The sequence below is a fragment of the Streptomyces sp. Ag82_O1-12 genome, assembly GCF_900182715.1.
Lineage (GTDB): Bacteria > Actinomycetota > Actinomycetes > Streptomycetales > Streptomycetaceae > Streptomyces > Streptomyces massasporeus.
Map to the genome: position 1 here is coordinate 1,463,360 of NZ_FXUW01000001.1, position 12,461 is coordinate 1,475,820.

The 12,461-nt window shown below is 71.3% G+C and carries 15 protein-coding genes; all 15 read right to left on the bottom strand.

Annotated elements, in window-relative coordinates:
- Nucleotides 1-540: an adenine phosphoribosyltransferase gene (locus QOL88_RS06715; RefSeq protein ID WP_097215549.1), complete on the bottom strand. Its 540-nt coding sequence runs from the start codon at nt 538-540 to the stop codon at nt 1-3.
- Nucleotides 537-1,652 (bottom strand): protein translocase subunit SecF, encoded by a 1,116-nt coding sequence (secF, locus tag QOL88_RS06720; RefSeq protein ID WP_097215550.1) that lies wholly within the window; start codon nt 1,650-1,652, stop codon nt 537-539. The genes QOL88_RS06715 and secF overlap by 4 nt, the downstream gene beginning before the upstream one ends.
- A 1-nt stretch (nt 1,653) precedes the next feature.
- Nucleotides 1,654-3,420 carry a protein translocase subunit SecD gene (gene secD / locus QOL88_RS06725; protein WP_097215551.1) on the bottom strand — a complete coding sequence of 589 codons (1,767 nt, stop codon included), beginning with the start codon at nt 3,418-3,420 and terminating at the stop codon, nt 1,654-1,656.
- 132 nt (nt 3,421-3,552) lie between these two features.
- Entirely contained in the window at nt 3,553-4,044 is a 492-nt protein-coding gene (gene yajC / locus QOL88_RS06730; protein WP_097215552.1) for a preprotein translocase subunit YajC, read from the bottom strand.
- 185 nt (nt 4,045-4,229) lie between these two features.
- Nucleotides 4,230-5,300, bottom strand: a complete 1,071-nt coding sequence (gene ruvB, locus QOL88_RS06735) for a Holliday junction branch migration DNA helicase RuvB (RefSeq protein ID WP_097215553.1) — start codon at nt 5,298-5,300, stop codon at nt 4,230-4,232.
- Between the two features lie 45 nt (nt 5,301-5,345).
- On the bottom strand, nt 5,346-5,951 hold the full coding sequence (ruvA, locus tag QOL88_RS06740; RefSeq protein ID WP_062925784.1) for a Holliday junction branch migration protein RuvA: 606 nt from the start codon (nt 5,949-5,951) through the stop codon (nt 5,346-5,348).
- Nucleotides 5,948-6,487, bottom strand: coding sequence for a crossover junction endodeoxyribonuclease RuvC (ruvC, locus tag QOL88_RS06745; RefSeq protein WP_097215554.1), 540 nt, complete (start codon nt 6,485-6,487; stop codon nt 5,948-5,950). Before ruvC ends, ruvA begins: the two co-directional genes overlap by 4 nt.
- A gap of 198 nt (nt 6,488-6,685) precedes the next feature.
- On the bottom strand, nt 6,686-7,438 hold the full coding sequence (locus QOL88_RS06750) for a YebC/PmpR family DNA-binding transcriptional regulator (RefSeq protein ID WP_097215555.1): 753 nt from the start codon (nt 7,436-7,438) through the stop codon (nt 6,686-6,688).
- 48 nt (nt 7,439-7,486) lie between these two features.
- Nucleotides 7,487-8,095: a pyridoxal 5'-phosphate synthase glutaminase subunit PdxT gene (gene pdxT, locus QOL88_RS06755; protein WP_097215556.1), complete on the bottom strand. Its 609-nt coding sequence runs from the start codon at nt 8,093-8,095 to the stop codon at nt 7,487-7,489.
- 13 nt (nt 8,096-8,108) lie between these two features.
- Nucleotides 8,109-9,014, bottom strand: coding sequence for a pyridoxal 5'-phosphate synthase lyase subunit PdxS (gene pdxS, locus QOL88_RS06760; RefSeq protein WP_030843057.1), 906 nt, complete (start codon nt 9,012-9,014; stop codon nt 8,109-8,111).
- A gap of 136 nt (nt 9,015-9,150) precedes the next feature.
- Nucleotides 9,151-9,693 carry a LemA family protein gene (locus tag QOL88_RS06765; RefSeq protein ID WP_097215557.1) on the bottom strand — a complete coding sequence of 181 codons (543 nt, stop codon included), beginning with the start codon at nt 9,691-9,693 and terminating at the stop codon, nt 9,151-9,153.
- A gap of 61 nt (nt 9,694-9,754) precedes the next feature.
- The gene (locus QOL88_RS06770; protein WP_097215558.1) at nt 9,755-10,186 is read right to left on the bottom strand and encodes a lasso peptide biosynthesis B2 protein; all 432 of its coding nucleotides are present in this window, start codon (nt 10,184-10,186) and stop codon (nt 9,755-9,757) included.
- Complete coding sequence (locus QOL88_RS06775) at nt 10,183-10,416, bottom strand: lasso peptide biosynthesis PqqD family chaperone (RefSeq protein WP_229828957.1); 234 nt, start codon at nt 10,414-10,416, stop codon at nt 10,183-10,185. The genes QOL88_RS06770 and QOL88_RS06775 overlap by 4 nt, the downstream gene beginning before the upstream one ends.
- Nucleotide 10,417: 1 nt before the next feature.
- Nucleotides 10,418-12,253 (bottom strand): lasso peptide isopeptide bond-forming cyclase, encoded by a 1,836-nt coding sequence (locus QOL88_RS06780; protein ID WP_097215560.1) that lies wholly within the window; start codon nt 12,251-12,253, stop codon nt 10,418-10,420.
- Nucleotides 12,254-12,305: 52 nt separating this feature from the next.
- Nucleotides 12,306-12,446 (bottom strand): keywimysin-related RiPP, encoded by a 141-nt coding sequence (locus QOL88_RS06785; protein ID WP_179878786.1) that lies wholly within the window; start codon nt 12,444-12,446, stop codon nt 12,306-12,308.
- Nucleotides 12,447-12,461: the final 15 nt, after the last annotated feature.

The following is a 12,461-nucleotide window of genomic DNA, read 5'->3' on the forward strand; positions in this document are numbered from 1 at the left end:
CTAGACCGTGAGCAGCGCCTCCAGCGGGGCGCCGTTCAGCGCCGGCTCCAGGCGGGCGCGGCCGCTCAGGAAGCCGAGCTCCATGAGGACGGCGAGACCCGCGACCTCGGCGCCGGCCCGGCGGATGAGCTGGACCGAGGCCTCTGCGGTGCCGCCGGTGGCGAGGACGTCGTCGACGACCAGCACACGGTCCTCGGCGGTGAGGTCCTCGGCGTGCACCTCGATCTCCGCCGAGCCGTACTCCAGGTCGTAGGCCTGGGCGAGGGTCGCTCCGGGGAGCTTGCCCGCCTTGCGTACGGGGATGAAGCCGAGCCCCGCGCGGACGGCGACCGGGGCGCCGAGGATGAAGCCACGGGCCTCCAGGCCGACGACCTTGGTGGCGCCGGTGCGCTCGGCGATCTCGGCGAGGGCGTCGGTCAGGGCCGTGAACGCCGCCGGGTCCGCCAGGAGCGGGGTGATGTCCTTGAACATCACGCCCGGCTCCGGGTAGTCGGCCACGTCGCGGATGCGGCTGAGCAGCAGCTCCTTGATGTCGGTCATCGGCGCTTCCCCGAGGGGCGGCCGCGGCCACGGGTGCGCGAGGCCGGCTGGTTGCGCGGCCCGACCACCGCGGGCGCGGCGTCCTCGGGCTCGTCCGTGTACGCCTCGTCGTCGCCCTGGGCCTGGGTCTCGCCCTTGGCGGCGGCCTGGGCCCGCTTGGCGAGGACGCGCTTCTTCAGGGCCTTCATCGCCGGCTCGCGCTCCTTGAGGTCGGCGACGAGCGGCGTGGCGATGAAGATCGAGGAGTAGGCGCCGGCGGCGAGGCCGACGAACAGCGACAGCGAGATGTCGTTCAGCATGCCGGCGCCGAGGACACCGCCACCGATGAACAGCAGACCCGCGACCGGCAGCAGCGCGACCACCGTGGTGTTGATGGAGCGGACCAGGGTGCTGTTGATCGAGCGGTTGGCGACGTCGCTGTAGGTCCAGCGGGTCTGCTTGGTGAGGTCCTTCGTCTGTTCCTTGAGGCTGTCGAACACCACGACTGTGTCGTAGAGCGAGTAACCGAGGATGGTCAGCAGACCGATCACCGTGCCCGGTGTGACCTCGAAGCCCACCAGGGCGTAGATGCCGACGGTGATGGTGATGTCGTGGATCAGCGCGACGAACGCGGCCAGCGCCATGCGCCACTCGAACGCGATCGCGAGGTAGATCACCACGAGGATCAGGAAGATGCCGAGGCCCTGCCAGGCCTTGTTGGCGATCTGCTCACCCCAGCTGGGACCGACCAGTTCGGCGTTGATCTGCTCCGCGTCGACCTTGAGGTCCTTTGAGAGCTGGGCCTTGATCTGGTTGGCCTTGTCGGTCTCGATGCCCGCGACCTGGATGCGCAGGCTTCCGTCGCCGAGCCCCTGGACGATCGCGTCGTGGCCGGAGGCCGTTTCCGCGTACTTCTCGGCCTGGGACACCGAGGCGCTGACGTTCTTCGGGGTGGTGAAGACGGCACCGCCCTGGAACTCGATGCCCATGTTCAGGCCGCGCACCGCCAGGCCGACGATGGCCGTGATGGTGATCAGGATCGACAGGCCGTACCAGATCTTGCGGTTCTTGACGAAGTCGTAGCCGATCTCGCCACGGTGCAGCCGGGCGCCGAGGTTGCCGAGTTTCGACATCTCACGCCTCCTTCGTCTCGACGGGGGCGGAGGGACGGCGGGTGCGGCGCAGTGGCGGCTGGGCACCCAGGCTCTTCGGGTCCAGGCCGGACCACTTGTGGCCGCTCGCGAAGAAGGTGCGACGCGCCAGCAGGGTCAACAGCGGCTTGGTGAAGAGGAAGACCACGACGACATCGAGCAGCGTGGTCAGGCCGAGCGTGAAGGCGAAGCCGCGCACCTTGCCGACGGTGACGATGAAGAGCACCGCGGCGGCGAGGAACGACACGAAGTCGGAGACCAGGATGGTGCGCCGGGCGCGAGGCCAGGCCCGCTCGACGGCGGGGCGCAGCGTACGGCCCTCGCGGATCTCGTCTCGGACGCGTTCGAAGTAGACGATGAACGAGTCCGCCGTGATGCCGATGGCGACGATGGCACCGCAGACGGCCGGCAGGTTCAGCGCGAAGCCGATGGCCGGGCCGAGCAGGGCCATGAGCGTGTAGGTGAGGGCGGCGGAGACCAGCAGCGAGAGGAGCGCGACGAACGACAGACCGCGGTAGTAGGCCAGCAGGTAGACGACGACCAGGGCGAGACCGATCGCGCCGGCGATCAGACCGGCCTGCAGCTGGTCACCGCCGAGCGCGGCGGTCACGGTCGTCATGCTGTCCACCTTGAAGGTCAGCGGCAGCGCGCCGTAACTCAGCATGTTGGACAGGTCCTGGGCGGACTGCTGGTTGAAGTTGCCGGAGATCTCGGCGTTGCCGCCGGTCAGGGCCTGCCGGACGAACGGGTCGGAGACGACCTCGCCGTCCAGGACGATCGCGAACTGGTTCTGCGGGGACTGGTTCTGCGCCAGCTTGCCGGTGATGTCCGCGAACTTCTTGGCGCCGCCGTCGGTGAAGTCCATCGTGACGGTCCAGCCGGCACCGGTCTGCGTGTTCAGGACGGCCTGGGCCTTGTCGACGTCCGTGCCGTCGACCTCGGCGGGGCCGAGGATGTACTTCTGCCACTGGCCCTGCGAGTTCTTGCCGCAGGCCAGGGTGGGCTGGGAGGCCTTGACGCCGTCGCCGACGGTGGAGCGGGTCTTGGTGTCCGTGCAGTCGAGCTTGGCGTACTTCGCCTGCAGCGCGTTCGCGTCGGCCTCCGCGGTGCCGCCGCTGGCCGACGGGGAGGGGCTGGTCCCGGGCTTGTCCGAGGCGCTCGCGGACGGTGTGGCGTCGGCCTTCAGCCCGTCGGTGACCGCGCGGCCCTGGGTGGTGGGCGTGGCGGACGGCGAGGCGGAGTTCTTGTCGGTGGCCGCGGGCTTGTCGCTGGCCGCGCCGGACGGCTTGCCCGAGGGGCTGCCGGTGGGGCTCGGGGAGGGGCTGGCCGCGCCCTTGCCGCCGGAGACCTCGGTGGCGATGACCGGGCGGAAGTAGAGCTTGGCGGTGGTGCCGACCTGCTTGCGGGCCTGCTCGGAGTTGGTCCCCTTGGGGATGTTCACGACGATGTTGTCGCGGCCCTGCGTCTGGACCTCGGCCTCCGAGACGCCCAGACCATTGACGCGGCGCTCCATGATGGAGACGGCCGTGTCCATGTTGGTCTTGTTGATCGCCGACTCGTTACCGGCCTCGGGGACCGCGCGGAGCGTGATGCTCGTACCGCCGGCGAGGTCGATGCCGAGTCGCGGCTTCGTGTGCCCCGAGGCGAACATCCCACCGGTGAGCGCCGCGATGGCGATCAGGATCAGGGCCAGCGAGCGCCCCGGCTTGCTCTGGGCGCTCGCGCTCCGGCCCTTTTTGGGTGTGGCCACCTTCTCGTACTCCCTCTCGGGCCACCTCGCTCCGGATCGGCGGACGGGCGGCCATGACATGGTGTCGGGATTCCGTGCGAGCTGGGCGTGTCCCGGGGTGCGCGGGCCGGGCCCGCGCACCCCGGGACACGACTACTTCGCCCCGGAGTCGCCGTCGGTCTTCTTCGGCTCTGCGTCCGTCTTCGCCTCGGCGGTCTCGTCGGCCGGCTCGTCGGCCGCGTCCTTCTTGCCGAGGTCGACGGCCTTGTCGTCACCGGGGGCGTCGGCGGCGGTCTCGTCGGTCGCGGTGAGGGAGGAGGCGTCGTCCGGGACGATGTCAGCGTCGGACTTCAGGTCGTGCTCGATGCCGTGAACGATGCGGTTGTACTCGTCGTCGGTGAGGACGGCGCCGATGGCGTTCTTGGCGAAGAGCAGATCGACGCCGGGACCGGCGTCGACGAGGACGGTGTCCTCGTTCACTTCCTTGACCGTGGCGTACATGCCCCCGATGGTGCGGATACCGCTGCCGGGCTGCATCTGGTTCCGCATGTCGGCGGCCTGCTGCTGCTTCTTCTTGGCCGACCGGGTCATCAGGAACATGGCCCCGATGAGCACGATGAAGGGGAGGAGGGTCAGGAGACTCACGGGTCGGTACTTCCTTCACACGACCGCGCTGTGAGCGGCCAGCTGGTTGGGGGTATGTACGCCGCCGGCAAAGGCGGCATCGGCGGAGTCTAAGCGAGTCCGCGCGCATGGAACAACGCTCAGCATGGCACCGGGGTTCCCCCTGCGGCCACTGACCTCGCCGCCCCGAAGGCGTGACGGCGCCGTCACGCCCCGAACAGGTCCCCTTGTCCGTTTCCGGCGCTCTGGGAGCGTGGCGGGGTGAGGCCGAGATGCGCCCATGCGGCGGGGGTGGCGACCCGGCCGCGGGGGGTCCGGGCCAGCAGGCCCTCCCTGACGAGGAAGGGCTCGGCGACCTCCTCCACGGTCTCACGTTCCTCCCCCACCGCGACAGCGAGCGTGGAGAGGCCGACCGGGCCGCCGCCGAACAGCTTGAGCAGGGCTTCCAGCACACCCCGGTCGAGGCGGTCGAGGCCGCGGGCGTCCACCTCGTACACGGCGAGGGCCGCCGCGGCGATGTCCCTGGTGATCAGGCCGTCGGCCTTGACCTGCGCGTAGTCGCGGACTCGGCGCAGCAGGCGGTTGGCGATGCGGGGCGTGCCGCGGGAGCGCCCGGCGATCTCGGCGGCGCCCTCCGGCTCGATCTCGACTTCGAGGAGGCTGGCCGAGCGGTGGATGACCCGCTCCAGTTCGGCCGGTTCGTAGAACTCCATGTGCGCGGTGAAGCCGAAGCGGTCGCGCAGCGGGGGCGGCAGCAGGCCGGCCCGGGTGGTGGCGCCGACCAGGGTGAAGGGGGGCAGCTCCAGCGGGATGGCCGTGGCGCCGGGGCCCTTGCCGACGATGACGTCGACGCGGAAGTCCTCCATCGCCATGTACAGCATCTCCTCGGCGGGCCGGGACATGCGGTGGATCTCGTCGAGGAAGAGGACCTCGCCCTCCTGGAGGGAGGAGAGGATGGCGGCGAGGTCGCCGGCGTGCTGGATGGCGGGGCCCGAGGTGATGCGGATGGGGGCGCCCATCTCGGCCGCGATGATCATCGACAGGGTGGTCTTGCCGAGGCCGGGGGCGCCGGAGAGCAGCACATGGTCGGCGGTGGCCCCACGCGCGCGTGCGGCGCGCAGTACGAGGTCGAGCTGCTCGCGGACCTTCTCCTGGCCGATGAACTCGTCCAGGTCCTTGGGGCGCAGGGCGGCCTCGACGGCCTGGTCCTCACGGTCGGCGACGGAGTCCACCAGCCGCTCGGCGGCGTCGGCGTCGGTCGTGTCGTCCCAGTTCATGGAGTGTGCCTCGGAATCTCGGTACGGGGGTGCGGACGGCTCGGACTAGCGGGCGCGGTTCAGCGTCTGCAGGGCCGCCTTCAGCAGCTGCCCCACCTGGGGCGTGCCCTCGGCGGCCTCGGCCTGCGGGGCCACGGCGGTCACGGCCTCGTCGGCCTCCCGGGTCGCGTACCCGAGGCCGATCAGGGCCGCGTGCAGCTGGTCACGCCAGCCGCTGCTGACCGGTGCGCCGACGGCGGGTGCGCCGACCGGCGCGCCGAGCCGGTCCTTCAGCTCCAGGAGCAGCTTCTGGGCGCCCTTCTTGCCGATGCCGGGGACGGCGGTGAGGGCCTTCTCGTCCGCGGTCGCCACGGCCCGGCGCAGGGCGTCCGGGCTGTGCACGGCGAGCATGGCCTGGGCCAGCCGGGGGCCGACGCCGCTGGCCGTCTGGAGCAGCTCGAAGACCTGCCGTTCGTCGTCGTCCGCGAAGCCGTACAGGGTGAGGGAGTCCTCGCGGACGACCAGGGAGGTGTGCAGCTTGGCCGGCCGGCCCATGCGGAGCGTGGACAGCGTGTTCGGCGTGCACTGAACGGCCATGCCAACGCCGCCGACCTCGACGACGGCGGCGTCCGGAGCGAGTGCGGCCACTGTGCCGCTGACGAAGGCGATCATGCCGTCCGGCCTTTCGGTGCTTTGGCGGTGTGCAGGGCGACGGCCTGCTGGAGTCGGTTCTGCGCGGGGGCGCGCCAGATGTGGCAGATGGCGAGGGCGAGGGCGTCGGCCGCGTCGGCGGGTCTGGGCGGGGCGCTGAGCCGGAGCAGGCGGGTGACCATGGCGCCCACCTGTGCCTTGTCGGCGCGGCCGCTGCCGGTGACGGCGGCCTTGACCTCGCTCGGCGTGTGCAGCGCGACGGGGATGCCGCGGCGGGCGGCGCAGAGCATGGCCACGGCGCTGGCCTGGGCCGTGCCCATCACCGTACGGACGTTGTGCTGGCTGAAGACGCGCTCGACCGCGACGAACTCGGGCCGGTGCTCGTCGAGCCACTGCTCGATGCCCTGCTCGACGGCGACGAGGCGGTGGCCGAGGTCGGCGTCCGCGGGCGTGCGGACGACGCCGACGCCGATCATCGTGAGCGGCCGTCCGGCGACGCCCTCGACGACGCCGACACCACACCGGGTCAGTCCCGGGTCCACCCCCAGTACGCGCACGCGCCCTCCCCTTTTCGCGGCTGAACCGCCGCCGCTCTCGCGGACCTGGCTGAGCACCGTCGTGGCTCCTCGATTGAGGGTCGCGGTCCGTGGACGGTGATCTTTGGCTACGCCAGGCTATCCGCTGCCACCGACAACGACAGCGGGCCGGAGGACATGTGTCCCCCGGCCCGCCGAGATCGCGGCATGCGCGGCGCGTTACGCGTCGACCTTCTCCATGACCTCGTCACTCACGTCGAAGTTGGCGAAGACGTTCTGCACGTCGTCGCTGTCCTCCAGCGCGTCGATCAGCTTGAAGATCTTCTTGGCGCCCTCCTCGTCCAGCTCGACCTGCATGGTCGGGACGAAGTTGGCGTCGGCGGAGTCGTAGTCGATGCCGGCGTCCTGAAGGGCGGTGCGGACCGCGACCAGGTCGGTGGCCTCGCTGAGGACCTCGAAGCTCTCGCCGAGGTCGTTGACCTCTTCGGCGCCCGCGTCGAGCACGGCGGCCAGCACGTCGTCCTCGGACAGCTCGCCCTTGGGGACGATCACGACGCCCTTGCGGTTGAACAGGTACGACACCGAACCCGGGTCGGCCATGGAGCCGCCGTTGCGGGTCATGGCGACACGGACCTCGGAGGCGGCGCGGTTGCGGTTGTCGGTGAGGCACTCGATGAGCACCGCGACACCGTTGGGACCGTAGCCCTCGTACATGATCGTCTCGTAGTCGGCGCCGCCGGCCTCGAGGCCGCCGCCGCGCTTGACCGCGGAGTCGATGTTCTTGTTCGGTACCGACTGCTTCTTCGCCTTCTGGATGGCGTCGTAGAGGGTGGGGTTGCCCTCGATGTCGACGCCGCCCATCCGGGCAGCCACCTCGATGTTCTTGATCAGCTTCGCGAAGAGCTTGCCGCGCTTGGCGTCGATCACGGCCTTCTTGTGCTTCGTCGTAGCCCATTTAGAGTGGCCGGACATCTGCCTGTCTCCTTCGCGTAACCCATCTCAGCAACGAACGCAGGAATCCTACAAGGATCCGGCTGTCCGGTTCGCCCGCACCATGTCGACGAACAGGGCGTGGACGCGGTGGTCGCCGGTCAGTTCCGGGTGGAACGACGTGGCCAGCGCGGTGCCCTGGCGGACCGCGACGATGTGGCCCTCGTGCTCGGCGAGCACCTCGGCCCGGGCGCCGACGGACTCCACCCAGGGGGCGCGGATGAAGACGCCCTCCACCGGGTCGCCCTCGATGCCCTGGATGCCGACGGCCGCTTCGAAGGACTCGTTCTGCCGGCCGAAGGCGTTGCGGCGCACGATCATGTCGATGCCGCCGAGGGTCTCCTGGCCCGATCGCGGGTCGAGGATCTTGTCGGCGAGCATGATCATGCCGGCGCAGGTGCCGTAGACGGGCATGCCGTCCCGCACGCGCGCGCGGAGGGGCTCCATCAGGCCGAACAGGACGGCCAGCTTGGAGATGGTGGTGGACTCGCCGCCGGGGATGACGAGGCCGTCGACCTCGGCGAGTTCGTCGGGGCGCCGCACCGGCCTGGCCACGGCATCGGCCGCGGCCAGGGCGACGAGGTGCTCCCGTACGTCGCCCTGGAGGGCCAGGACGCCTATGACGGGGGTGTCGCTCATGGGTTCCTGTGCCTTACCAGCCGCGGTTGGCGTAGCGCTCGGCCTCGGGGAGGGTGTCGCAGTTGATGCCGACCATGGCCTCGCCGAGGTTGCGGGACGCGTCGGCGATGATCTTCGGGTCGTCGTAGAAGGTGGTGGCCTTCACGATGGCGGCGGCGCGCTTGGCCGGGTCGCCGGACTTGAAGATGCCGGAGCCGACGAAGACGCCCTCGGCGCCGAGCTGGCGCATCAGGGCCGCGTCGGCCGGGGTGGCCACGCCGCCGGCGGAGAACAGCACGACGGGGAGCTTGCCGAGTTCGGAGACTTCCTTGACCAGCTCGTACGGGGCGCGCAGCTCCTTGGCGGCGGCGTACAGCTCGTTGTTGTCGTAGCCGCGCAGGCGGGCGATCTCGTTCTTGATCTGGCGCAGGTGGCGGACGGCCTCGACGACGTTGCCGGTGCCGGCCTCGCCCTTGGAGCGGATCATGGCCGCGCCCTCGGCGATGCGGCGCAGGGCCTCGCCCAGGTTGGTGGCGCCGCAGACGAAGGGGGTGGTGAAGGCGAACTTGTCGCTGTGGTTGACCTCGTCGGCCGGGGTGAGGACCTCGGACTCGTCGATGTAGTCGACGCCGAGGGACTGCAGGACCTGGGCCTCGACGAAGTGGCCGATGCGGGACTTGGCCATGACCGGGATCGAGACGGCGTCGATGATGCCCTCGATCATGTCCGGGTCGGACATGCGGGCGACGCCGCCGTCCTTGCGGATGTCGGCGGGGACCCGCTCCAGGGCCATGACGGCGACGGCGCCCGCGTCCTCGGCGATCTTGGCCTGCTCCGGCGTGACGACGTCCATGATCACGCCGCCCTTGAGCTGCTCGGCCATGCCGCGCTTCACTCGGGCGGTGCCGGTCTCGGGAGCCTGGTTTTCGGAGATGGACACGGGTGACCTCGCTGATGGGAAAGAGGGTTTCTGCAGCACTGAGGAAACGTGAGAGAACCAGGCCACAGCAAGGGCCAATGAGAACGCCGTGGATCCTTTTGCGACGGACGGCCGGAAAACGACAGGTGAACGGGGCTCAGGAGGCCCGGTCCACCAGGGCCGCCGGAGGCTCGTCGTCCATTTCGAAGGCCATCGGGAAGGGCGCGTGACCGGCCAGGCGGAACCAGCGCACCTTGCGGTGCCGGCGCAGGGCCCGGGCCGCGCGTACGGCGTCGTTGTGGAAGCGCCGGGCCATCGGCACCCTGCGGACCGCCTCGGTGAGTTCCCGGGCCGCCTCCTCTCCCCCGGGCGCCTCCCGCACCGCCTCCACCTGCGGGGCCTCGCCGAAGACGGCCCGCAGCGCCTGGCTCAGTTCGCTCTCGGCCACCTCCCGCTGTTCCTCCTCGGCCTGCCGGGCGGCGTGCGCGGCCTCGTACAGCACGATCGAGGCGGCCGGGTCGAGGACCCCCGACGTCGCGAGCTCCTGCGCCACCGAGGCGCGCCGCAGCAACTGGGCGTCCAGGGCCGCGCGGGCGGCGTCGATCCGGGCGTGGAGGCGGTCGAGCCGGCCGGCGGTCCAGCTCAGGTAGAGCCCGATCGCGACCAGGGCGACGGCGATCCAGATGAGAGTGGTGGTCACGGGCGGCAAGGCTAGCGCCACGAGGGTCCCCGCCGTTCGCCCCGCCCCGCCCCGCCCGTGATCAGCGGTTGCGGTCCTCCGCCAGGGGCGGGATGGAGATCAGTGTCTTGAAGTGCCCCTTGGGGTGGCCCTCGCCGACGAGTTGCCGCTCCGCCTCGACCCAGGCGTGGGCGGCGAAGGGGTGGGTGCGCACCCCGGTGCACCAGGTGGGCCAGGCACCGCGCATGCGGCACAGCAGAGCGGTGGCGATGGAGCGCTGCAGGCAGCCCTGTCCGGCGCAGCGCAGACTGACGGACACGACCTCCTCGCGGGCTCTGAGCGCCTGCGCGACCGTCGCGGGTGCGGCGCCCCGGCGGGCGAACTCCAGGACGGTGCGCAGCCGGGCGGGTCTGACCTTGGCCAGCAGCCGGGCGACGCCCACGGCCAGCAGGGGCAGGACGCGGCGGTGCACAGGGAGACGGCGCCGTTCGGCCAGCGCGACGGGCATGCTCACGAGATCACCAGTTCCGAGCCTCGCAGTCGCTCGATCACGGCGCTCACGTCGCGTTCGGCCTGCTGGGAGTCGATCCCGTACCGGCTCGCGAGTGCGGTGGCGATGGCGGCGGGCTGGTGTCCGTCGAGCAGTTCGCGCAGCACGTGGGCGCCGGTGTTGTTCAACTGCCAGTACCGTCCGGTGCGTTCGTTGAGCAGGACCGTGCCGTCGTCGGTGTCGGTGGTGCTCACGTCAGGGTGCAGGCGCACGGGCGTCGAACCTCCAGGCAGGGGTGGGGCGGGTGGCGGCGCGCAGCCAGGTCTCGCAGCCGATGAGGGGTTCCAGGGCGATCCGCGTGGAGTTGTCCGGCTGGGGTGCGAGCAATCGGGTGCGCAGTTCCGCGGGGTCGATCAGGCCTCGGGCGGCCAGGGCCGAGTCGTCGAGCATCTCCAGGATCGCGGGCAGGTTGCGGCGCAGCCCGCTGTTGGCCTCGTCGCTGAACTCGCCCTTGGTGGAACGGCCCAGCACGGGCTGCGGGACGATGCCGCGCATCGCGTCGGCCAGCAGGGGCTTGTAGCGCCAGGGGCCCGCGTGTTCGTCGGCCCGGACCGCCAGGACCGCTTCCACCACGCGGTCGTCGAAGAAGGGCGAGTCGAGTTGTACGCCGTCGTCGGCGAACACGCGGGCCAGTTGCCGGTACCAGGGGGCGGCGGTGCGCACGGCGAGGAGCGACTGGTGTTGTGCCAGGTCGCCGGAGAGCGGCCGCACCCGGGTCGCGGTGTCCCGCAGGGCCTCTCGGGCGGCCTCGATCGCGGTGCCGGTCGCCCAGGAGGGTGCGCGCAGCGTCCACAGGCCCCACCCGAGAGCGGGTCGGCGTTTGGGCGGGGGCGGGTCGGTGAGCCGGTCGGCCTGGCTGCGCCACCAGGCGGCTTCGTCACCGGGGCGGGTCAGCGCGGCCAGGGTCGGCAGGACGGGCCAGCGGCTCAGCGCGGCGTATCCGCGGACGTGCCGCAGGGCGGTCAGCGGACGGCGGCGGAGCAGTCCGTGGAGGTAACCGGGGAACGGGGTGAACAGTTCGTCGCCGCCGTGTCCGGCGAGGTGTCTGCGCGATCCGGTGCCGGCCAGCAGGCGGGCCGTGTGCCGGGTGCGGGCCAGGGTGCGGGCGAACGGGTAGGGCCCCTCGGTGTCCACCGGCTCGTCGCAGTCGGTGAACAGGGAGGGGAGGTCGCCCGGAGGGACCACGAGGTGCTCGGCCCGGTCGAGGGCACCGATGGCGTGGGTGGCGAAGGCGGCGTCGTCGTTGCCCGCCTCGGCCTCGCCCCAGCGGAACGTCAGCAGGTCGGGCGTGCGCCGGGCGGCGAGGAAGCACAGCGAGGTGGAGTCCATGCCGCCGGACAGGTCCGTGCTCAGCCGGCCCCGCTCGGGCGCGCGGTCGTCGAAGGCCGAGGTGAGAGCCTGCCGCACCGCCTCGGCGCCTGCCGTCAGGGTCAGTTCGGGGGCTGGTGGCCGCCACCAGCGTGTCTCACGGATCCGCTCGTGTTCCCACACCAGGCAGTGGTCCGGGGCGAGGGCGGATATGCCGGCCCAGAGGGGCCGGTCGCCCAGCGGAGGCGGCAGGAACCCACCGGTGGCCACGCGCAGGGCCAGCGCCTGCTCGTCGATCCCGGCACCGGTCATCGCGGCGAGGACATCGGCCCGGTCCGCTGCCACCTCGACCTCGTTCGTCCGGGTGCGGAACACCCGGCGCAGTCCGGTCACGCTGCCCTGGAAGCGAACCTCCCCGTGGGCCGAGACGACCAGGTGGCAGGAGCCGGGGAGGGACGTGGCGAGCGCGTCCGCGTCGGACACCGTCCGTATCCGGGCGGCCAGTTCGCAGAGCCGGGCGGCGGGGACGGGGCAGACCCCGACCACCGCCACCCGCACCGGGCCCGCGGTGACCACCGTGATCTCGCCGGTGGACCAACGCCCCACCAGCCACGGCCGCCCCGAGGCGTGCGCGTACTCCTGCGGCGACGCCCACGGCACGGCCGCGCGAACGGCGGCCGCCGCTGCCGTGTCCGGCAGGACCACGAACCCGGTGCTGCTCATCTGCTCATCTCTCCGAGCGTGCTCGTGCCGGCGAGAGCCGGCGAGACGACTGTCAGAAGCCGCCCGAGTAGTGACCGAAGATGTCGTTGCCCCAGCCGATGAAGCCCAGGGTGTCCTCGTTGAACTCTCCGACCTCGGTCAGCGTCGGCGGGGCGTACGGCTCGGCGGTCGTGAGCTCGGTCTGCTCGTCCACAACATCTCCTCCCGT